Annotated in this window: 15 protein-coding genes; 1 reads left to right on the forward strand and 14 read right to left on the reverse strand. The window is 39.5% G+C overall.

What is annotated here, in order from left to right; all coding sequences use genetic code 11:
* The 10 genes from bsdcttw_RS24100 to bsdcttw_RS24145 all read right to left on the reverse strand — a co-directional run bounded on the left by bsdcttw_RS24100 (position 1) and on the right by bsdcttw_RS24145 (position 16,187).
* Positions 1 to 1,440, reverse strand: coding sequence for a phosphoglucomutase/phosphomannomutase family protein (locus bsdcttw_RS24100; protein WP_185257296.1), 1,440 nt, complete (start codon positions 1,438 to 1,440; stop codon positions 1 to 3).
* 163 nt (positions 1,441 to 1,603) lie between these two features.
* Positions 1,604 to 3,217 (reverse strand): extracellular solute-binding protein, encoded by a 1,614-nt coding sequence (locus bsdcttw_RS24105; RefSeq protein ID WP_185257297.1) that lies wholly within the window; start codon positions 3,215 to 3,217, stop codon positions 1,604 to 1,606.
* 60 nt (positions 3,218 to 3,277) lie between these two features.
* Positions 3,278 to 4,156 (reverse strand): carbohydrate ABC transporter permease, encoded by an 879-nt coding sequence (locus bsdcttw_RS24110; protein WP_185257298.1) that lies wholly within the window; start codon positions 4,154 to 4,156, stop codon positions 3,278 to 3,280.
* A 137-nt stretch (positions 4,157 to 4,293) separates the two neighbouring features.
* Entirely contained in the window at positions 4,294 to 5,211 is a 918-nt protein-coding gene (locus bsdcttw_RS24115; RefSeq protein WP_185257299.1) for an ABC transporter permease, read from the reverse strand.
* A 520-nt stretch (positions 5,212 to 5,731) separates the two neighbouring features.
* Entirely contained in the window at positions 5,732 to 8,041 is a 2,310-nt protein-coding gene (locus bsdcttw_RS24120; RefSeq protein ID WP_185257300.1) for an AraC family transcriptional regulator, read from the reverse strand.
* Between the two features lie 173 nt (positions 8,042 to 8,214).
* Positions 8,215 to 8,679, reverse strand: coding sequence for a hypothetical protein (locus bsdcttw_RS24125; protein ID WP_185257301.1), 465 nt, complete (start codon positions 8,677 to 8,679; stop codon positions 8,215 to 8,217).
* A 98-nt stretch (positions 8,680 to 8,777) separates the two neighbouring features.
* Entirely contained in the window at positions 8,778 to 10,619 is a 1,842-nt protein-coding gene (locus bsdcttw_RS24130; protein WP_185257302.1) for a glycerophosphodiester phosphodiesterase family protein, read from the reverse strand.
* Between the two features lie 388 nt (positions 10,620 to 11,007).
* Positions 11,008 to 11,892 (reverse strand): M23 family metallopeptidase, encoded by an 885-nt coding sequence (locus tag bsdcttw_RS24135; protein WP_185257303.1) that lies wholly within the window; start codon positions 11,890 to 11,892, stop codon positions 11,008 to 11,010.
* A gap of 77 nt (positions 11,893 to 11,969) precedes the next feature.
* On the reverse strand, positions 11,970 to 13,727 hold the full coding sequence (locus tag bsdcttw_RS24140) for a methyl-accepting chemotaxis protein (RefSeq protein ID WP_185257304.1): 1,758 nt from the start codon (positions 13,725 to 13,727) through the stop codon (positions 11,970 to 11,972).
* A 15-nt stretch (positions 13,728 to 13,742) separates the two neighbouring features.
* Positions 13,743 to 16,187, reverse strand: a complete 2,445-nt coding sequence (locus tag bsdcttw_RS24145; protein WP_185257305.1) for a glycogen/starch/alpha-glucan phosphorylase — start codon at positions 16,185 to 16,187, stop codon at positions 13,743 to 13,745.
* A gap of 341 nt (positions 16,188 to 16,528) precedes the next feature.
* On the opposite strand from bsdcttw_RS24145, the gene bsdcttw_RS24150 reads away from it, so the two are divergent.
* Positions 16,529 to 17,689, forward strand: a complete 1,161-nt coding sequence (locus bsdcttw_RS24150) for a DUF6709 family protein (RefSeq protein WP_185257306.1) — start codon at positions 16,529 to 16,531, stop codon at positions 17,687 to 17,689.
* 88 nt (positions 17,690 to 17,777) lie between these two features.
* Here bsdcttw_RS24150 and ileS read toward each other — a convergent pair whose 3' ends face one another.
* The 4 genes from ileS to bsdcttw_RS24170 all read right to left on the reverse strand — a co-directional run bounded on the left by ileS (position 17,778) and on the right by bsdcttw_RS24170 (position 23,064).
* Positions 17,778 to 20,978, reverse strand: a complete 3,201-nt coding sequence (ileS, locus tag bsdcttw_RS24155) for an isoleucine--tRNA ligase (RefSeq protein WP_185257307.1) — start codon at positions 20,976 to 20,978, stop codon at positions 17,778 to 17,780.
* A 463-nt stretch (positions 20,979 to 21,441) separates the two neighbouring features.
* Positions 21,442 to 21,693, reverse strand: coding sequence for a hypothetical protein (locus bsdcttw_RS24160; RefSeq protein WP_185257308.1), 252 nt, complete (start codon positions 21,691 to 21,693; stop codon positions 21,442 to 21,444).
* Positions 21,694 to 22,043: 350 nt separating this feature from the next.
* Positions 22,044 to 22,613 (reverse strand): cysteine hydrolase family protein, encoded by a 570-nt coding sequence (locus bsdcttw_RS24165; RefSeq protein WP_185257309.1) that lies wholly within the window; start codon positions 22,611 to 22,613, stop codon positions 22,044 to 22,046.
* Positions 22,614 to 22,680: 67 nt separating this feature from the next.
* The gene (locus bsdcttw_RS24170; RefSeq protein ID WP_185257310.1) at positions 22,681 to 23,064 is read right to left on the reverse strand and encodes a winged helix-turn-helix transcriptional regulator; all 384 of its coding nucleotides are present in this window, start codon (positions 23,062 to 23,064) and stop codon (positions 22,681 to 22,683) included.
* Positions 23,065 to 23,278 lie beyond the last annotated feature (214 nt).

The following is a 23,278-nucleotide window of genomic DNA, read 5'->3' on the forward strand; positions in this document are numbered from 1 at the left end:
TTATATGGCTGCTTTTACCTGATTTAATTCTAAGAATGTTTCCATCTGCTCTACTACCTGAATAGCTTCCTCCTTTGACTCCATCTCTGCAAATATACGAAGTACCGGCTCTGTCCCGGAAAAACGTGCGATAATCCATCCGTCATTTTGAAAGTAGACTTTAACACCATCCAGGTAACTGATGTGCTTTACCGATTCTAAGTAAGCCGGAAGTTTCTTTTCTTCAAATAAAATACGGTACAGTTCTTTCTTTCTTCTTTCCGAGAAGGAGTAATCCCGCTCTTCCGACCATAGCTGACCATAGCGGTTATGTATTTCCTCTAGCAGACCGGACAGATTTTTTCCTGTTACACTAATTAACTCCGTCATTAAAGCTGCTGCAAAGATTCCATCCTTTCCACGGATACGCCCGTTTATCGTCAGACCACCGCTGCTCTCTCCACCGATTATAGCCTGATATTCTTCCATGGCGCTGCTGATATGTTTGAACCCTACCGGAACCTCATAGCAAGCTTGGCCGTAATCCGCTGCAATACGGTCAAGGAGGTGTGTGGTAGCAATATTTCTGACAACACTGCCCTTTATCTGCTTATATTCCAGCAGATAATAATACAAAAGCACCAGTATATCATTCGGATGAATAAAGTTACCCAATTCATCGATGATACCAAGCCGGTCCGCATCTCCATCTGTGGCAATCCCTAGGTCATACCCTCTCTCAACTACCATATCCTTTAGCTTGTTTAATGTATTGGCAGAGGGAGACGGAAGCCTTCCTCCGAATAATGGGTCATGACGGTCGTTAATAACATCTACCTGACACCTCGCGGATACCAGCACTGCGGCAAGACAGGTTCTGGATACCCCGTGCATAGGGTCAATTAAAACTTTCAGGCGTCTTTCCTTGATTTTCTCCAATTCAATACTACCTAGAATATTATCTATATAGTTGTTAAAGGGATCTATAATCTGTATTTTACCTAGACTCTTTGCCGCTTCATACTCTACCCTTTTAATCTCGTCCGGCATCAACCGGTTCCACTCTGTCTCTATCTGGTCTGTTATTTCCTGTGGGGCATCTTTCCCTCCGTCAACAAAGAATTTTACACCGTTATAATCCGATGAGTTATGGCTTGCTGTTACGGCTAATCCATATGTAAGGCCATAGCTGTCAATGGTATACATAATGAGAGGTGTTGGTGCCACCTCATTTATCAGATAAACATTCAGACCGTTTGCTGCAATAATCTCACTCATCCATACCGCTGCCCTTTGGGAGAGGAACCGTCTGTCATACCCTATAACGAATCCGGCAGGTTTCACTGTATCTGCCTGGTTGTTTATGTAATTTGCAATGGTTTGCGCAAGTGATTCTATGTTATCCCTTGTGAATTCATCTCCTATAATCGCTCTCCATCCACCAGTACCAAACCTTAACATCTTTTCCCCTTTCTGTTTTCACTGTAAATTCTGTGTTCTTTGTACGAATGTCTTTTTGCTTTCTTATACATCGATTTATATATTTAAGCTCGTTTTTCAGTATTCTTACTGCGCAAAAGAGCTGCTGCAGATTTTAAATGCAACAGCTCTTTCTATGCTATTCTTATTCTGCTACGGATTTATATCTGTCATAGGACTGTTTCTTTAAAGTCGTCATCTCATCAATACCTAACTCTTTTACCCTTGAAACAAAATCATCAAACTCTTCAATGGGTCTTGAACCGATAAAGAACTTAAGAAGCTCTTCATCTACGTAGGTCTTAATAGCACTCATCTTAACATCGTAGATTTCCTGTTCTGCTGCTGTTAAAGTTAAAGTGGGGTTATAAGGATAAAAATAATTGTTGTCAATATAGTTAAAGAGCTGTGCTTTTACATCATCATTTGCACAGGAGGCTGCTTCATATTCCGGCATCTGTCTCATACCGATTAATGCCTGTAACCCGTTGGCACGCAGCCAGTTAACACGGCCGCCTTCACTGTTATTTACCTTATCCGTATATTGAGGTGCGCCATTTACCATCTCATAGCTGTCACCTTCGATACCAAAATTAAAGAGCAGAGAGCCTTCATCACTGTAAACATAGTCAAACATCTTAATAATATCTTCTGCATTTTTTGCTGAACTTGATATTGCCCAGGAGAAACCAACAATAGAAGATTGCTGGCTGTAAGTTCTTGGTGCATCTCCTGCCTTTAATACCGGAGGCTGTATAACCTGCCAATTCGTATTTGGATCATTTTTCAGAACCTCGGCATTGGTATTCTGTCCTGCAATATATCCGGTCCAATAACAGGTAGCACCTGCTTTGTTGTTTAAGATATGGTAGTTATTGGTGTCTTCTCTTGTTATAAATTCGCTGTCAATAAGTCCTTCCTTATACCATTTTGCCATAGTACCCAAGAATTCCTTTGCTTCCGGCAGAATAGGCGCAAAAGCTACTTCACCGTCTTTTATCATCCAATAATCATTATTGCCGTTAAGCTCTATTCCCCAGGCATCTGCAAAATTCATAAAATAATTTTCCCAAGCACGGTCTAGAATCAATGGAGTAACATCACCGGCACCATGTCCGTTTAAATCATTTGTTTTAAAGGCGGTCAGAACTTTGTACCAGTCATCCACGGTAACCGGAACCTCTAAGTTCAGCTTCTTTAACCAATCCATACGGATATTATATCCCATTGCCGTACGAATTGCAGATAACATGGGGATTCCATATATTTTACCGTCGCTGCCAACGCACTGCGCCATGGCTTCTTTATTCTCTACCAGATACTTCTTAATATTGGGTGCGTATTGATTGATCAGATCATCCAGTGGCATGAAAGCGCCTGACATACCAAAGGTATTTACATCGCCTACCGTACCTGCCATGACATCCGGATAATCACCGGAAGAGACAATTACACTGAATTTTTGCTTTGCTTCGCTTTGTACAACGGATTCAATGTTTAGGTTAATATTCAGTTTTTCTGCCAGGGTCTTAAAGGTCAAGGTGTCTTTGTTATAGATTGCCTCGGGCAGACGGCTGGGCAGAAACATGGAGATTTCCACCGGTTCACTGCTCTTAGGTTCTGAAGTAACATTTACTGCCGTGTTCGTATTTCCTGACTTCTCTTTCTTTGTGTCCTTGCCGCATCCCCCAAGCATGCCGACTGCAAGCACCAATACCAGAACCAAACTGATACATTTTTTTGCTTTTTGTAATAACATACAAATCCTCCTCTTAAATTTTACTTTTATATATCGCAGGCAAGCCTGCGTTGTTGCTGTTTATTCCTTTACACTGCCCACTAAAGCACCGCTTACAAAATACTTTTGCAGAAAGGGATAAATTACGATTATAGGCACTGTAGTTACCATAATCGCCGCAAATTTTATAGTAGTCGGTATGGTTGCCTCGCCGGGAGACAATGCCTTTGCTATATCCTGCCCCAATTGACTGGATATAATAATTCGCTGCAGCAGCACCTGTACCGGTACTTTCTTATCATCATTTAATAAGAGCATCTCCCAAAAGTAAGAGTTCCAACGGCTGACCGCATAATAAAGCGCTACGGCTGCCATGATAGGCTTTGATAAGGGCACCAGAATCTTAACTAGTATCTGTAAGTCATTTGCTCCCTCTAGTTTTGCCGACTCTTCAAGGGATACCGGAAGACTTTGAAAATGTGTACGGAAAATAATAACATAAAATGCACTGATAGCAGGATATAACAAAATCCCCAAACGACTGTCCAATAAGTGAAGGCTGCGCATAACCAGGTAAAAAGGTATCATACCGCCGCTAAACCACATAGTAAATACCACAAACAAGCTCATAAGCTTTCTGGGTGCCCACCTTTCCTTGGAGAGTGGATAAGCTGCCAGAATCGTTAACCCCAGACTAAGTAAAGTGCCGATTCCGGTGTAAAATATTGTGTTTCCGTAGGCTGTCCAGATTCCCTTGTATTTAAGTACCACCGTATAGGCTCTAACCGTCAAGTCTTTTGGTATCAGAAATACTTCGTTTCGCATAACACTGGCAGCCGAGCTTAAGGATGCTGATATCAGATAAAGAAAGGGATAGAGTGTAACGACGCATACAAATAAAATAATAATGTAGCATACACTCACAAAAGCAATTTCACTGATACCCATTTTTTGTTTCATAATTGGCTCCCATCTGCGTGCTAATCTAGCACCAATGAAGTGTGCTAATCCACGCATCTTAAATTAAGGGGAGTGAAAGATTTGTTTTTCACTCTTGGCTCCTGTGTATAAATAAGGGTAAGAAAATACACCAATTATTACCACAGGGTAGTTCCGTCTAATTTCCTGGTTATCTTATTTGCCGTATACACTAAGGCAAAGCCTATAACATTCTGGAAGATGGTCATTGCCTGACCATAACTGTATCTTCTATTCAAAATGCCTTCTCTATAGATATAGGAATTAAAAACATCCGCAGTTTCATAAATAGAAGGATTGTAAAGCAGAATGATACGCTCGTGACCAACGTTTAGGATGGAACCCAGATTAATCAGCAGCATAATTACAATGGTAGGTGCAAGTCCCGGCAAGGTAATATAGAGCATCTTCTGGAATTTCCCCGCTCCGTCTACGGTTGCCGCTTCATACTGGTCATTTGAGATACCTGCCAGTGCTGCCATGTAGATAATGGCTCCAAAGCCGGTTCCCTGCCAGATTCCCGTGCTGATAAAGATAGTCCGAAAATATTTGGCCTCCTGCAAAAAGAAAATACTTTTGATTCCCAGATGGTTTAGGAATACATTCACTAATCCTGTTGTTGAAACAAATTGTATTACCATGGACATAACGACTACGGAAGATATAAAATAAGGCAGATAACTGATTGTCTGCGTGATTTTTTTAAATCTCTTTCTGCGTATTTCATTAAAAGCAATGGCTAATATAATAGGCAGTGGAAAACCAAAAACTATTCCATATACATTCATTAGAAGCGTGTTACGAAACAAACGGAAAAAATATGGATCATCGAACAGTATCTTAAAATTTCTCAATCCAACCCAGGAGCTATGTAATATTCCTTTTACAATGTCATACTTCTGAAATGCGATGACCATACCGCCCATGGGCAAATAAGAAAATAGCACATACCAGAGAAAGACCGGCAAGAACATCAGATACAACCACATGTTAGTTTTTAATTCAACCCTGTATTTTTTTAATTTCTTAAAAAACATCTTCAACCTCCTCTCTTTTTACTCAGTAACGTTACACCCCCATCATAGAGGGAATCACAATGAATCTCAATTGAAAATATTCCCCATCCGGGCAGAATTTCCTGAAGTATCTCTTTTCGCAGAGCTATATGGAATGGTAAAATTTCTGCTTTTACTCATTATTTCCACGAAACGTTCTTTACTATTGTTTAATGGCGGCTTTAAGGACTATTAAATCAAAAATTTGACGTCAAAATTATACTCCTAAAAATAAAAGAAGCAGCCTGGTTTCCTTTTACCATGCCTCCAGACTCATAGCGGGTTTGTATATGTTAATCGTACATAGGTTGTTCGTTTTACACATACAGCTCTGACAAATGTCTTTCAGTTGGCGTATCATAGAAACCAGGCCGCCTCTTCTAATTTTTATAACAATTCTTTGCATAACTTAATCTAGGATTTAATATTAATTGAATTTTCATAGGACAGAAACTTAAAGCAGCTCTCTTTTACAGTCTTTCATTTTCTACATAGCCGTTTATTACATAATGGAATTGCGTCGGTACTGAACCGGTGTGACGGAATATTTCTCCTTGAACTTCTTAATAAAATAGTTGGAACTGCCAAAGCCAATCTTTTTTATCAATTCATCTAAAGGCATATTGGATTCTATAAGGAGCTTTGCAGCCTTTTTCAGCTTACAATCCGTAATAAACTGCGTGATATTGATACCCTTTTCCTCTTTAAAGATGCGGCTGATATATTTGGGACTTAGGAAGACCTTCTCTGCAATAAATTCTAAGGAAAGTTCTTCTTCCAGATTCTCCATAATAACTTTTTCTATCAAGTCCGCTACCGTCTGGGATGGATTACTTTCTACTTTCTTCAATTCATCAAAGGTGTTCTCTATCAGGCTTATGAACCAATAATAGAAATCTTCCACATCATACTGGTCGTTAAAATCTTTAAAATGCTCTGTTTCATTGTTCTTCCCCTTCATAATATCTCTCATGTAATAGTTGTAGATAAATAAATACTTTAAGACAGCACCATTCAAATAATTTGTTGCCACGGACAGGGAACTGGCCTCGTCTATAAAATCCTTTAATATTTTGTTGATAACCTCAAGGTTTCTGTTAACCAGAGCTTCACTGAAGGTTTCATAATGACAGTCCATGGTCTTCCTTTGTTCTTTCAGCCTGTCTCCCAGCTCATTTGCATCAATAAAATACGCCCTGGGAAGAAAGTATATATATTCCGATAGTTTTAATAGGCTAAGATATGCCTCGTGAGCTGAGCCCAGCTCCTCAAAATTACTGCTTTGCAATATAATAGGATTAATAGAAAAGTTCATCATCATATAATCGGTGAATTTATTTCTGAGGGCTTTTAACTCTTCTTTTCCAGGACCTATTTCCGATACAATTACACAGACCTTCCCATCAAACAAATCAGCCGATAAGCACTGCAACGACTCGTTTTTGTAATTATCAAAATAATTTATCATATTATATATAATTAGATTTTTCCCGATTTCATCCAGATTTTTATATATCTTTGGATGGACTTTTATCATAAGAACATAGTTCCAGGTATACTCGCTGGAATATCCCAGGAACTTCAGCTTATCCTCCATGGATTTCTTATCGCTTAGCTTAGCTGTAAGAAGTCTGACAACAAAATCACTTTTTATAATGTTTTTATTGTCATTTAGCACTTTTTCTTTTTCTACTGCTTTGTCATAGAGCTCTTCCATTGCCCGGTCTATGTAGTAGTATTCATTTTCTCTCGCCTTTTTATTTAATTTCGCTTTTAGTAATCTGCTCATAACCGTATGGAAAGGCTTATATAATTTTCTGGCGAAGCAGTAGGACAGTATCATACCGAACAGAACAACCAGCAAGGAGATAATCACAATCCTGGTCTGAATTGCCCTTGTCTCATCAAAGTATTCTTTGGTGGAGACGAGATTGACAATCGTCCAATCTCCCATGGAAACCGGCTGACTCATAACAATATGGTCTTTTACCGTATAAAAATTATTCTTCACCTTTCCCAGGAGAAGCTCATCCATATAACTTTTGTTACTATTCCTAAAAGCCTGAAAGCCTGCTACATTTCCCTCCGCATCAATAACATTCCCCTTGCTGTCTATAATAGCTACAGCATCCAGTCCTCTTGTCAGGTAATCCTGTAATAGCTCCTGTAAGACCTCCTTCTTTATATTAACGATTACATATCCCTTGTATCTGGATTCCTCCTCTGTATAGAGGGGGTATCCAGAGGTAACAGAAAACACTGGTATTTCTCTCATACTGTACTTCATAACCCGGTCCGAAACCCATCTTTTACTTCCCTGAAACTGTACTTCTGAACCAAAGATATCAAGCTCTGCTTTGAATTTCTTAGAATCCTCGTCCGTATAATTAATACCGGTAAAAGTAGATATCCAAACATCATTATTCTGAACATAAAGCTCGAGGCTTGATACAAAGGAATCATTTTGAGTACTTAGTGTCTGCAAATATTTCAATAGGTTAACTGCCTTGAAGAAATCATTCTTCATTGGGTGATACAAGAAACTTTGAATCTCCTTGTCCTTATTGCCCAAACTAGTAATCTCCTGAATAATCCGATTCGATTCTTCAAATAAATTATTGATCTTATGCTCCAGATACTCCAGACGGTACTGCTCCAACTCTTCTATTTTCCGGTTGTAGTTATAAGAGAACTGTATCGTTAATACTCCTCCTATTATCAACACTACCATTACAACCAGAATAACAAAACAGGCTATCATACGGTTAAATATGGTATCAATTCGGTTCAGCTGGTTTCTTAATCTGTTCATTGGACAAAGACCTCTTTCTATTCTGCTTGTCATAAGTTACATCTATTATAATGTCCATTGCTACTTTCCACAATTGCACAAAATCCATATTATATAAAAATATCGTCCTAAATTTACGCATACAAAAGGCAGGGCTTTTATGGCCCTGCCTGAATATATTCCTTCTCTGATTTCTAATTCATAAATTGAATTATGATCTTATTCTGAAGCTCGTCCAAATCCTTTGCAAGAAGTTCTTTATCTTCTTTTTCGGTCACTTTTTCTGTTTCTCTTAAAGCAAGCTCCAGATATTTTGTACATTCACTCTTATTGCCCTTTACCAGATAAGCCCTTGTTAAGGCCTCATAAGCATAGGCTAAATTAAAGCCTGTAAAGCCATTTGCCTCACATAACTGCAAAGCTCTCTTACCATGGTATAAACAAGAATCAAAGTTGCCAAGGAGTGCATATACTCTTGATATTTGCCATTCTCCCACATAGATGTTATGAGGTGTTCCCACCTGCATCCAATGATATAAAGATGCATGGGCCATATGAACCATAAGGTAATTTTCCTCTTCCGTCCTACCCTCTTTATCCATCAAAGCCCAAACACCATTGAATAGCTTTGCTGCCAGCTCTTTTGTCTCTTCACTCATATTGTCTCCTCCTTAGCCCTACTAACCCTTACGAAACTAATTCTTATTACTATAGTATTATTTTCTGGCCTAACAGTCAATAGAAATAACTGTATAATTCAATCTTTTATGATTTTTAACAAGGTGGTAAGAAATTTATCCGATTCATTATTCTTAAGCACTTTTACTACATAAGCCGGATTATCTGTTATAATATTATCCACGCCGATTCTTTTTAATCTTTCAATTTCACTTTTGGTATTGACAGTCCAGACATGTACTTCTCTGCCGTTTTTATGTGCTTCATTTACTGTATTCTTTATAACAAGACTTGCTTTCATACTAAAGAAATCAATTGCTTTATTTTTAATTATTCCTCCGTAAATGCCATAAGTGATAAGTCCCGTCCTGATATCCGAGTCTTCCTCCTTTACCTGCTTTAAACAGTGAATACTGGTGGAAGTAATGACACATTGCTTTTCCATGTCATATTCTTTCATTAAAGCTACTACCTTCTTTGCAAGGTCCTCGGAGTCATTCCGGTATTTCAGGTCCATATTAATTTTTACCTGTCCTTTGGCAAGCTCAAAGAGCTCCTTTAATGTAGGAATCTTTGTACCGGCAAACTCCTCTCCAAACCAACTGCCTGCATCCAGCTGACTGACTTTTTCATATGGGACCTCCCAGATGAACTTATTATATCCGGTTGTCCGCTTAAGACTGGGGTCATGTAAAAGTACCAGTTCTCCATCCTTGGTTACCCTTATATCCACTTCTACATAATCGGCTTTCTCAGCAATTGCTTTTGTGACGGCCATAAGGGTATTCTCCGGTACAGAATGAGAATAACCTCGATGGGAGGTGACCTTAACATCCTGCAGGTTCATATAGTCAAAAGCAGAACCATTGTGAACCACCTGATAAAAGTAGTACACATTTATGGTAAACAGAGTAATAATTAAAAAGTATATTATTTTTTTATAAGAATAGGCAGGCTTAAAGAAATCCTCCGCTTCTTCATGCCCATTAATTTTAAGCTTTCTGTGTCGATGAAAGGTGTAAGAAATCAATGCCATATTGGAGGTAATACCAAATACAAAAATCACCAGTGCAAGATAGACACTCATACGGTCATAAACCTCAATAAAGGTAGAGGTCGCCTCCAGCCGGTCTGAAAAGCCTGATACCAGAACCGCAGTCATGGCCATAGTAAACATATAAATCAGGAAGAGAAAAGCAGCCAGCAGCGTATTCCATCCGCCAATAGAAATCAGGAGATTTCTTCGTTCGTGAGGCCTTATATCTTTTCTGCTCACAGTTAACAAGCCGTTTCGCTCGGTTAAAAGGCTATGGTAATAGTATGGACCGATAAAATAAAGGAACAGCAGCATACCAATAGCCAAAACAAAGACTCCAAAGAAGAGATATCGGCTGGGGGTTTCCTCCATATAATATTTAAAATTCCGAAAACGCCAGACCGCGAACATAAGAAATGGGACACTGCTTATTACCGTCAGAACCCAGGAAGTAAACAAGGCGGTCATTCTGCCCTTTTTTATACAATAAAAAAGGCGGTAGATCGTAAGCTTTGCCAGCATAACAACTTTTAATTTCTGTTCTCTTTCGGTCAGCGAAAAAAAGGTAATCAGAAATAATATATCAAGGGTCAGGAAGATACCAATAACGATAAATAAAAGAAGCAGCATCAGGATTGTAATCGGATGCACTAGAAACCGAAAGAGGTTGCCCGCTGTGATATAGCTGTAGCCAGTCAGCCTGAGAGTATCATCTATAATCATATTAATGAAAGGAAAAAGCAGAAAATAAGCGATTCCCATCAATATTACCTGTCCTGCTATCAGATATAGAATATTTCTTAGGATTATCTTTAAGGTTTTAGAATATATATGAAGTATCTTTTTTAATAAGTTTGTTTTAGGGGTTTGTTGATTTTTATCCATATTCGTTTCCTTGTCGTAGAAATCTATGCATATCATTTTATACACATAGCTATCCATAAGTCAAGCTTATCAAAAAATGGGCGGCAAAAAAAATTTTCGCTCGCCCACCTTTTTGCATATCTATGTCAAGCAGCCGAATATATTTGTGCTTTTCAAGGTGAAGACTTAAAGTATGAGAAGTTCGGCTGCGAATTTTTTAGATATGTAATATGGTCTTTTCCGCTCGGACTCTCTTACCTGTTTCGTTGATAATCACCAATAACTGCTTTCCTGCTATTATTATATTCCCGGAGCAGGTAATTGTTCCTTTTGAAACGGCTTTTACCCATTAAGCAGCACAAAAAAAGGCTGAACCCGGTAAGAGCAGCCTTTCTTGTTCTTATTCGTTTTATTTCTTTAACAAGGACGTAGGATCTACGGTCTCACTGTCCTTTTCTACCATAAAATAAAGGTTGCTGCCTTCAACAGAATAGTACATTGTAGGTTTTGCAACTTTCCCAAGAACAGCACCTTTTTCAACTACATCGCCGACTTTCAGATCTTTGTTTTCCTCAAGCTGGCCGTATACCAAGCTGTAACCGCTTCCGATGTTAACTTTCACAGTAACACCTGTTTCATCTTCCTTTGTTATAGAAGTGATTATACCTGTAGCTGCATTGGTTACCTCAGCTCCTTCTTTCGCTTGAATCACAACAGCAGGATTGCAGCGAAATTGCTCTAAGGTCTTGAAATAAATTACTCTGTCAGGGCTGTAGTTTAACAGTACGTCACCGTTAATAGGCCAGGATAAACCTTTTTCTGTGTCAAAATACAGAGTATCCGGGTTTAAAACCTGCTTTGTTTCATCAGATGCCTTTGCGGTTTCTTCTTTCTTACCCTTGTCAGCAGCAGCGGTTTGATTTGCCTTATCAGCTTCTGCATTCTTTAAATTAGGGTCATCCGTAACTTCTGAACCCTCTAAATCTTTTCCGGTACCACCTGGTTCAGTTGGGGTTACCTTGGCTTCTTGCTTTCCGTCGGTTGAACTGCCAGTCTCATTTTTAGCAGTGTCCGAGGGAGTTGTGTTATCAGGAATGTCTGTAGCTCCAAGAGAGCCGCCATCTGCTACATTCTTGTTGGGCTCATTTAAATCAGCTAGATTTTGTCCTCCGCCTTTTCCTGAGGGCTGATTTAGGCTGACTACCGTTATAGCAATGATAGCTAATGCGCCGACACCCAATAACACATAAAAGCTTTTGCTTTTGAAAAATTCAGCTAAGCTATGTTTTTTCATTATCATCACCTCTAGATATATTGTCACCAGAAATGATTTCTTTATTCAGCTTCGTTTATTTTTCTTTTGCTTTTCTTCTATAATTCAAACTGATTAACTTCCTCTAATAACCGGGTGGATAATTCCTTTAGTTTATTCGTTTGCGTCATAACTTCTTCCATTTGTGCAAGCTGTTCTTCAGAGGATGCAGATACTTCTTCAGCCGCAGCTGATGTCTCCTGGGTTGAATCTGTAATATCTCCCATGATTCTTATAATTTCATTTTTACCATTTCTCATGGAATTACTCTCTTTATTAATTTTCTCTACATGATCGACCAACTCTTTTAAGGCATCCTGAATTTCTTCAAAAGCTTTTCTCGTACTATCTACAGCCAGGTTTTGTTCTTTTTCCACAGCCTCAACCTTTTCCATTGTTGCAGTGGATACTACAGCATAATCCTGAATTTCTTTGATGATTCCTTTAATCTCTTCCACGGATTTATTGGATTCTTCCGCTAGTTTTCTGATTTCATCCGCAACTACTGAAAAGCCCTTACCGGCTTCCCCTGCTCTGGCGGCCTCAATAGATGCATTCAAAGCAAGCAAATTGGTCTGTCCTGCAATCTGAGTTATGGTTTCGGCAATTACACTTATTTTTTCAGTACTCATCTTTACCTGTATGGTTGCTCTTCCAATTTCAGAAATTGCTTCATTCCCCTTATTATTGGCTTTCATAAGGTCTTCAATCACACCGATACCATCCCGGCTTAAGCTGCTGGTCCGTTCAGCCATATCATCCGTCGAGAAGGCTTCCTCTGCTACTGCCTCAATTCCTTCGGCCAGCATTCCTACTTTGTCCGATGCCGACTGGGTATTCATGGCCTCATCTCCAACTGCCTGGGCCACTTCCTGAATCGTTATTGCAACCTCATTGATTGCTCTCTTTGTTTCATCGGTTATCTTAGTAAGGAAGTCCGAGGAATCCATAACTTCTTTGGAGGACTCCTTCACTGTGCCAATCAAACGCCTGATATTCATTAACATGGTATTATAGGCCTGAGACAACGCACCAATCTCATCCTTATTCTTAACATGGATTTCCGTCAGGGACAGATTTCCCTTTGACATTTGATCCAGGGTATTGCTGATTGTTTTTAAAGGTTTTGCAATGTGAGCGGCAAAAAGAATGATAACCGCAATACCGGATACCAAGGCTATTCCCATTACAATCAGGAGCATTTTCAGGAGATTATAGGAGCCCTGGTTAAAGTCATTCATGTAGGTGCCTGCCGCAACAATCCATCCCCAGTCTTTATCATATTCCTGATATGTAATCTTCTTGCCAAGGGTATCACTGCCGGGCAGGGTCCATGTATAGGTAACATATCCCCCGCCTGACATGGCAGTCTTGATTTGCTTCTGTACAATATACACTCCGCTTCCGCTCTTATCTTTCGTCTCCCATACATTCTGTCCTTCCAATGAAGGATGAGCTACTTCAAGACCTTTTTCATCGTATACAAAAAAGTACCCGTTATCTCCAAGATTGATATTCTTATTAATGGGACGCTTTCCTTCGCTGTCTTTTTCCCCAAGCAAATATTGTTTAACAGCTTCTTGTGCATCCTCAGCAGAAATATAACCTGCTTCCACTGCTTTTTTCTTATCCTCTATCATCATCATTGCCTGATGGACACTATTCTTTAAGATAACTTTTCCCTTATCGTCCAGTTCTCCCTTTGATACGAAATATCCGGTGATAATAGCAACTGATAAAGGTATTATCAATAATACGGACGTAATGATAATTAACTTAAGCCTTAGGGTAAATCGTATCTTCTTCTCTTTTTTCATATGTGCCTCCTGATTTTATAAGTGTACTTTATTTAGGTGCCAGATGTCTCTAACGTACTCTTCAATTGTCCGGTCTGATGAGAATTTTCCGCACTTAGCAGTATTTCTCATGGCTGCCCTTGCCCAGCTCTCTTTCTTAAGATACGCTTTCTCAACCTCTTTCTGGGCTTCTAAATACGACTTAAAATCCTTTAGGATGAAATATCTGTCAGCAGGTTCTCCCCCTCTTCCTGCCAGCAAAGAATCGTAAAGCGTTGCAAATAATGACTTATCCGTACTGTAAGTTCCATCCACCAGCTGGTCTACCACACGTTTCATATCCTTATCGGAATTATACAGTTCTCTTGGGCTGTATCCTCCATGTTGTTCATACTCGATTACTTCATCAGAATGAAGGCCAAAGAGAAAAACATTTTCTGCTCCTGCTTCTTCTACAATCTCTACATTGGCTCCGTCCAGAGTTCCAAGTGTTAACGCGCCGTTTAACATAAATTTCATATTGCCGGTACCGGAAGCTTCCTTACTGGCTGTTGATATCTGCTCAGATACATCGGCTGCGGCAAAAATGATCTCTGCGTTGGATACCCTGTAATTCTCTATAAATATTATCTTTATTTTATCCTGTATGGTTTCATCGTTATTTACAACCTCAGCCACACTGTTTATAAGCTTAATAATTGCCTTTGCTCTTTCATAACCGGCAGATGCTTTAGCGCCAAAGATAAAGGTTCTCGGATAGAATTCCATCTCAGGATTACTTTTGAGCTGATTATACAGATACATTACGTGCAAAATATTAAGAAGCTGCCTTTTATATTCATGAAGTCTTTTTACCTGCACATCAAAGATTGAATCCGGATTTACTATAATCCCGTTCTTTTCCTTGATATAGGCTGCAAGCCTTACCTTATTCTTGTACTTAATCTCCATGAATTCTTTTCGGCTTTGTTCATCCTCTATATATGGCAACAGTTTCTCCATCTGAGAGAGGTCTGTAATCCAGCCGTCTCCGATTTTCCCGGTTATCCAGGAGGCTAAGAGGGGATTGCCGTGAAGCAAAAACCTTCGTTGGGTAATACCATTTGTCTTATTGTTGAATTTCCAGGGAAACATCTCATAGAAATCCTTTAACTCTTGTTTCATTAATATCTCTGTATGCAGTTTAGCCACACCGTTTACAGAAAAACTTCCCACAATAGCAAGGTTAGCCATTCTTACCTGTCCGTCATAAAGAATAGCCATCTTCTCTATCTTCTTTGCTTCAGAAGGGTATTCTGAGAGAATCTGCATAATAAATCTGCGGTTAATCTCTTCTACTATCTGATAGATTCTGGGCAGAAGCTTCTTAAACAGGTCAATGGGCCATTTCTCAAGTGCTTCCGACATAATTGTGTGATTGGTGTAAGCACAGGTCTTTGATGTAATTTCCCAAGCTTCCTCCCAGCCAAGATAGTAATCATCAAGAAGTATTCTCATTAATTCCGGAACCGTTACCGTGGGATGAGTGTCATTGAGCTGGAAGACCACCTTTTCATAAAGCTTATGAATATCCTCATGTGCTTCCATGTACTTTGCCACAGCCCTCTGGATACTAGCTGAGACAAAGAAATACTGCTGCTTTAAGCGGAGTTCTTTTCCGGCTATATGGTTATCGTTGGGATAGAGCACCTCACAGATGGTCCTGGCAAGATTCTGCTGCTCAACTGCCTTTTGGTATTCTCCCTTATCAAAAGAATCCAGATTAAAGGTGTCAATGGCCTCTGCATCCCAGATACGAAGAGTATTCACCACATGGTTCCCATAACCCAGGATGGGCATATCATATGGAATTGCACGGACTGACTGATAATCCTCCTGTATAAACCGGTCATTACCAAATTCATCCCGAATCATTCTTACATAACCGCCAAATTTAATGGTAGTGGCATATTCACTTCTTTTAATTTCAAAGGGGTTGCCATTCTTTAGCCAGTTATCCGGTACCTCTACCTGGTAACCATTTTCTATTCTTTGTTCAAACATCCCATATTTATAACGGATACCGCATCCATAAGCCGGGTAGCCAAGAGTGGAGAGGGAATCCAGAAAGCAGGCTGCAAGCCTTCCAAGACCGCCGTTTCCAAGAGCCGCATCCGGCTCTTCATCCTCTATATTTTCCAGGTCATAACCCAGTTCCTCCAATACCTCCCGGATGGATGAATCCGCTTTCAAATTGGTAATCATATTTCCTAAAGCCCTTCCTACTAAGAATTCCATGGAAAGGTAATAAACTGTCTTTAAATCCTGCTCTTCATAAGCCTTATGCGTTTCCAGCCAGTCATCTATAATCATGTTTTTTACTGTATAGGCCACGCCTTGGTATACCTGCTGTTTGGTGGCATCTTCAATAGGTCTTCGAAAAAATACACCGATATATTCTTCTACATTCTTAATAAATTCCTTCTTATCAAATTCCTGCATATATCCTCCTATCTGTCAGCACCATGGTAGCATCTGCATTTCTCTTTCGTACTGCAACACCAATCCAACGTTTTTAGTTATTCACATTATATCTTATGCATTACCTGCTACACAAGAGAAAACTTTAAGACAATAAAAACAGCCATATAAAGGTATTTTGTCCACATATACAACTACAATACTATCTTACCTGTACATATTGATATAGTAATATCCTACTAATTGCTCGATTTGCCTTACAACCTTATTTTAATATGGTATAATAAAAAAGCGTATCTTGCTTTAAGCAAGTAAAATAGGTGGGAGTTGGTATAGACCTCCCAAGAAGAAAAGAGGTTAACATGGAACAAAACTACTTAAGAAAAATCATTCGAAAAAACGCATGGAGCCCTATGTTTATAAGCCTTGTCTTTGTATTCATAGCCCTTGCAGGCTTCCTTAGCGAATCAGAGAAATGGAGCACCTTATTTACTCCTTTGGCAGAAGGAACCAGCGTTACTGGAATTCAGGACCTTTATGCGAAGGATAAATATTACTTCCAGTTAAAGAATGCCGATATTTATTTTCTGGATTATGCCATTTACAGTTATGATACTGTTAATGGCGTTAAGACCAGTGAGGAAAAGTTATCCCAGGTGTATGGTATAATCTATTATGATGACGGTTATCTTCTGGCACTGCTGCCAAAGGATTATCTTGATATGTCCGATGAAGAATTAAGCTCTGTAACTGCAGTAGCCAACCTGCAAGCTCTAGGCGATGACCAGTACCATCAGGAAGCTTATGAAGAAATGATTACAAGTCTGAGCAAAGCCTACAAAGTAGATCCTTCCACAGTACGGGAGAGCATACCTGAAATCTGTGTAACCCTCACAGAACATGGACGTCTGGGCGACCAGTTTCTCTTCCTGGTTATGGGGTTAATACTATTGATATCCGCCTCCGTATTCATCTATCAGCTTTTAATTAAGATAAATTACAAATATTCCGGTTTTTATAAAAAGCTCGCAAAAATCGGCAATCCAGAAGATATTGAATATCGTATTAACAGTGAAATAGCCGGCGAACGTTATCTCTATATGTCCGTCTTGAGACCTGCGGCTTACACCGGACTGATTACCACGGATTATATAATCGGCAAGATTAATCATCCTCTTGCAATTCATCCAACCAGGGATTTAATCTGGGTACATTTAAATACCGTTAAGCATAAATCCCACTTTATTACTATAAGCAAGTCCTATCAAATACTATTCTACTTTAAAGATATGAAATCACCTATATCCATCAATTTTCCGAAAGCAGCTATTGCAACAGAGCTGATTGAAAAAATAGCAACCACACTGCCTGTAATGTGCGGCTATTCCGATGATCTTAAGAAGCTCTATAAAAAAGACTATACTGCCTTTGTAAACCTCGCTCTTTCGCGAAAACATGAGCTCGAACATATGGAAGATAATCTTAATAGTGATAACACTCAGGAAACAACTGATCAGTATTAACTAATCCTGTACGAAGCAAACAAAGGCTGTTGTAAAGGAATCCTGCTAAGCAGGACCTCCTTTTACAACAGCCTCATTTTTGATCTATTTATTTCTTTACTACTCCAAGAACTACATTCTCACCGTTAATATTCCACTCTTTCGTAAAGCCCTTGCTGTCTTCGAAGACTTCAACAGCCAAAACCTCAGATTTGATCTCTGCCATATTTCTATCAAAGATTCCTTTGATGACCTCATTCCCTTTATGATAAACCAGAATGTGATCCATTACTTCAAATCCTGCATCTTTTCTCATGGTCTGAATCTTACTGATGATTTCTCTTACAAAGCCTTCTTCAATCAATTCAGGTGTTAAGCCGGTATCCAGAACTACAGTTATTCCTTTATCGGAATCAGATACAAACCCTTCCGTCTGAGCTGCTTCAATTAACAGGTCATCCTTTTCCAGGTAGCTGTCGGTTCCCTCTATGGTTACTTTAAGCTTTCCGGTAGTATTGATTTCATCCATTGCTTCATTACCGTTAAGTCCGGCAAGAATTCCACGAAGCGCGCCAATCTGCTTACCAAACTTCGGACCTAATGTCTTTAGCTGAGGTTTAAAGCTGTAAGAAGTAAAGTTTCTGACATCCTGTGTGAAGATTACTTTCTTTACATTTAACTCTTCTTCAATGATATTAAGGTAGAATGAAGGAAGACCTTCTGCTTTTTCACCCTTTTCATCAAGATAGCTATAATCAGCCTTAACGTACATAGTGCCGATAGGCTGCCTGTTCTTGATATTTGCCGTATTACGGCAGGCACGGCCTAATACAACGATTTCGAGGAGTGCTTCCATGTTCTTCTCAAGTTCTTTGTCTATATATTCCTCTTTATAGGAAGGAAATTCACACAAATGAATACTCTGAGGAGCTTCTTTATCAATCTTCACCACCAGGTTACGATAGATATCTTCTGTCATGTAAGGTATAAAAGGAGCAGATATCTTTGCTAATGTAACCAAAGTAGTATAGAGGGTCATATAAGCATTAATCTTATCCTGTTCCATTCCCTTTGCCCAGAAGCGCTCTCTACTTCTTCTTACATACCAGTTGCTCATCTCGTCTACAAAATCGTCAAGGAGTCTTGCTGCCTCTGTAATACGGTAGCTTTCCAGGTGACTGTCTACGGTCTTAACAAGAGTGTTTAACTTAGAGAGCATCCATTTATCCATAACGGACAGCTTCTCATAGTCAAGGGTATATTTTGTAGCATCGAATTCATCGATATTGGCATAGAGTACGAAGAATGCATAGGTATTCCAGAAGGTTCCCATGAATTTTCTCTGTCCTTCCGTCACTGCTCCGCTGTGGAAACGATTAGGCAGCCATAGGGCACTGTTAACATAGAAGTACCAACGTACTGCATCGGCTCCGTGTTCGGAGAGGGTTTCAAAAGGATCCACTGCATTACCTTTGGACTTAGACATTTTCTGTCCATTCTCATCCTGAACGTGCCCAAGAACGATAACATTCTTATAAGGGGATTTCTCAAATATCAGGGTAGAGATAGCAAGCAGGGAATAGAACCAGCCTCTGGTCTGGTCAACCGCTTCACTGATAAAGTCAGCAGGGAAATTCTTATCGAACATTTCCTTGTTTTCAAATGGATAATGCCATTGAGCAAAAGGCATGGAACCGGAATCAAACCAGCAGTCAATTACGGGTTTTACTCGCTTCATTTCCTTACCGCATTCCGGACACTTAATGGTTACCGCGTCGATGAATGGTCTGTGAAGCTCAATATTATCCGGGCAGTTATAAGACATGGACTTTAACTCCTCAATGCTTCCGATAGCATGACGGTGTCCGTCCTCACATTCCCAGATGTTAAGGGGTGTTCCCCAGTAACGATCACGGCTGATACCCCAGTCCTGAACATTCTTAATCCAGTCTCCGAATCTTCCCTGTCCGATACTCTCCGGCATCCAGTTAATGGTGTTATTGTTGGCTACCAGCTGATCTTTTACCTCTGTCATCTTAATGAACCAGGAATCTCTTGCATAGTAAATAAGCGGTGTATCACAACGCCAGCAGTGAGGATAGCTGTGTTCGAATTTTAAGGTCTTAAATAACAGGTTTTTGGAAGCGAGTAATTTGATAATCCCTTCATCTGCCTTTTTACAGAACATTCCGGCAAAATCTGTTACTTCCGGCTTCATCTCACCTTTTCCGTCTACTAACTGTACGAAGGGCAGGTCATATCTGCGGCCTACATTGGCATCATCCTCACCAAAGGCAGGAGCAATATGAACAACACCGGTACCATCTGTTAAAGTTACATAGGTGTCACAGGTTACATAGTAAGCCTTCTTATCCGGCGTTACATAGTCAAATAAAGGCTCATACTCTTTATATTCAAGGTCTGTACCTACATAGGTCTCTTCTACGGTATATTCACCATCGATAACAGACAAAAGCGCTTCCGCCAGAATGTACTTCTCTGTTCTTACGGCTTCTCTGTCTTCACTGTCCGCTTTTATGATATCTCCCTTGGCATTTAAGTTTACAGAGACTTTCACATAGGTTTCTACCGGATTCACGCAAAGAGCTACGTTAGAAGGAAGTGTCCAGGGAGTAGTAGTCCAGGCAAGAATGTATTCATTTTCCTCTCCCTTTACACGGAACTTGGCGATAGCGGATTTTTCTTTTACATCCTTATAGCCCATTGCTACTTCATTACTGGAAAGAGGTGTTCCGCATCTCGGACAATAGGGTACAATCTTAAAGCCTTTGTATAACAGCCCTTTTTCCCAAATCTGCTTTAAGGCCCACCATTCGGATTCAATAAAGTTGTTATCATAGGTAACATAAGGATCTTCCATATCTACCCAGTATCCTACAGTTTCGGAGAAATCCTCCCACATACCCTTGTACTTCCATACACTTTCCTTACACTCATGGATAAAGGGTTCAAGACCGTATTCTTCAATCTGTTCTTTCCCATCAAGACCTAGCTTTTTCTCAACTTCTAACTCCACAGGCAATCCGTGGGTATCCCAGCCGGCCTTTCTTAAAACGTTATAACCCTTCATAGTACGGTATCTGGGTATAATATCTTTAATAACCCTGGTTAAAACGTGACCGATATGTGGCTTTCCGTTAGCTGTCGGGGGGCCGTCATAAAAGGTATAGGGTTTTCCGTTTTTTCTTTCTTCAATGGTCTTCTCAAAGATTTTTTCATTCTTCCAGAATTTCAGTACTTCTTTTTCACGTTCTACAAAGTTCAGATTCGTAGAGACCTTATCGTACATGTGATATCCTCCTTCACTTTATAACAAATAATCTAACTTCCATTTTGCCTCAAGCCTGTCTCTAGGTTACTAACCTAAGGGACGAGCTTACCTTACGAATAAAAAAAGCTCCCATCCATAAACAGGATGAGAGCATTCGTGCTTCATTGTACCACCTATTTACATACGTTTCCTCTAGAGTTTTCCCTAAAAGGAACATGATATGCTTCTCTTTAACGACAGATACCGGCTCGGCTTACTGGCTGAAGGCTTTCGGCTTGCAACTTGGGAGTGATTTTCGTAAATCCGCTACTGGTACCAGGCTTTCACTCTCCCCGGCTCGCTTTGAGGTTCGCTGATTTCTACTCTCTCCGTCATAGTTTTTTTGTGATATTTATTATATTATAATTCATAATAATAGTATAAAAATATTTAATTGTCAATCTCAAAGTTCCGGGATTAATGAAAAGTCCATTAACCTATTTTATGCATTTTCTGTGTCAGGGTTTTCTTCCAGACTGCTTAGATATTCATCAAATTCCGTTTCCGATTCCTCATAATAAACATCAATGGAAGGTAAATTCAGTGCAAAGAAAAGTCCTAAGAGGGTCTTGGCGTCAAAATCGAAGGTCCCGCTCTGGGTCTTTACTCTGACATCCGTCTTGCACCTCTCTGCCTGGCGGTTGAACTCATAAAGATCATTTGCTTCTTGAAAAACAATAGTTTTCGTTTTCATTTCTTATTCTCCTTCCTTATATATAGTAATTTTCGTTCGGTCTACTTATGATGTCCTCTCTATTATACTTTAATCAGCCATTCAATACAATATGCACCTTCGGGATTTTCATTACAAATGCATGAAAAAACCTATTGGTAGCGGACGATAATTGAGAGGTTTGTTTTTCCGCTTTGTTGTCGGAGCTGTTCTTTAGCTCCTGGTTCTCTATTCCACTAAAGCGGCAACAGCCGTTTCAGAAAGCGGAAAAAGCGCCAAACTCGCTGCAACGCTCCAAAACAAACCTCTCAATTATCTGTGTATTCCCATTTAATTGTCTATATGTTTGCTGTGTTGGTACATTACAGTTCCTACATTAATTCTGCACTCTCGAATTGGGTTATAAAATCCTTCGTATCCAGTACCTTTGCAAAGGTATTATTAAGTGCTGCCATAAAGGCATCATGTACCGTCTGTGCAGGAATTACTCCCCCATCCATTGATATCAAGTCCTTTGTAGTGCAGGCGTCGCTTATCAGTGTAACCAAAAATTCGTATTCCTGTGCCGCTCTTACCGTTGTATCAACACACATATGACTCATCATACCTGCAATAACAAGATGTTCAATGCCCTGTTCAAGAAGTGCCTCAGCCAAACCAGTATGCAAAAAAGCACTGGGACTATGTTTAATAAAAACCTTTTCCTGTACTAAGGGAGCCACGCTCTCATAAAACTCTGTTCCTTTTGTCCCGGGAAGAAAAAATGTGGCGTCTTTATTGGCGCTGATATGCTGTACATGGAATACCGGCAGCTTCTCTCTTCGAAATACCTCCAATATCTCTCTTCCATGTACTGCTGCTTCCTCTGAGTGATATAACTGACATTTTCCGCCTTCAAAATAATCATTTTGGATATCGATTAAAAGTAATGCACTTTTCATATCTGTTCACCTCTACCTATTGATAGAAGTAATTATAGCAGTTTCAATTCCAAAGTAAATTACCCACTTATTTGTGGGTATCTTCTGCCTTGTAGCATATACCTTTTTTATCGAGAAAATCCGTCATACCATGTGAAACCATATAATCAATGCCAATTTCCTGCATGATTGTGATGGCTTCCAATATCTTTCTGCCCTGGCCTTCTGTCAGAAAGTATTCCACATGCAGCGGATACCCTGTGGAAACCTGCTTCTCCACCAGTCCGAATTCCTGCAGCTCCTTTAATTGCTGCAGGAGCATCTTCTGGCTGATGCCTACAATATCCCTCTCTAATTTTGATAGCTGCACACGGCCATCCTTCAGCTGAAATAAAATAATAGTTTTCCATTTGCCCTTGATAATATCATGAACAATCTCTAGCGGGCAGGTATAATCATCTCTTATTTTCATTCCATTCACCACCATTTAATAATATCTACCGATTTATGAAAACGCCTACACCCAAAATAATATAAACCTCTTTATAACTTTAAACCAATAATAAATTACTTATAAAAGAATTAAAGCTTAGTTCAACACTACTTTTTTTATTAAAAAATAAAAAGTCAAGTCCTCAATATTACACTTGCCAAATTCACAAAGTTATTCTGTATTGTGATTACGG

The organism is Anaerocolumna chitinilytica, from assembly GCF_014218355.1.
In the GTDB taxonomy this organism is placed as follows: domain Bacteria; phylum Bacillota; class Clostridia; order Lachnospirales; family Lachnospiraceae; genus Anaerocolumna; species Anaerocolumna chitinilytica.